The organism is Bradyrhizobium viridifuturi (assembly GCF_001238275.1).
Lineage (GTDB): Bacteria > Pseudomonadota > Alphaproteobacteria > Rhizobiales > Xanthobacteraceae > Bradyrhizobium > Bradyrhizobium viridifuturi.
In genome coordinates this window covers 1-261 of sequence record NZ_LGTB01000149.1, presented here as the reverse complement: position 1 = coordinate 261, position 261 = coordinate 1, and the positions used below count along the sequence as shown (strand labels likewise).

Annotated in this window: 1 pseudogene; it reads right to left on the bottom strand. The window is 65.5% G+C overall.

Annotated features, from left to right (window positions below):
- A pseudogene (locus tag ALC15_RS41035) lies at positions 1-261 on the bottom strand (hypothetical protein); the annotation flags it as partial.

Below are 261 nucleotides of genomic sequence, written 5' to 3'. Positions count from 1 at the left end.
CACCGAGGTCACCTGCGCTGCGGTCGAGAAGCCCGGCGCGAAGATGAACTTGTGGATCTGGGCCTCGGTCATCTTCTCCAGCTCGGCCTCGGTAACGAGACCGTTCTGGAGCGCCTTGGCCTTGATCCGCTCGGTGTTGAGCCCGCGGCCATTGTCGGCGATGCAGATGATGATGTGGCCGCCTTCGTGATAGGCGGAGAGGCGAATGGTGCCCTGCTCGGGCTTGCCGGCTGCAACGCGCTCGGCGGTGGTCTCCAGCCC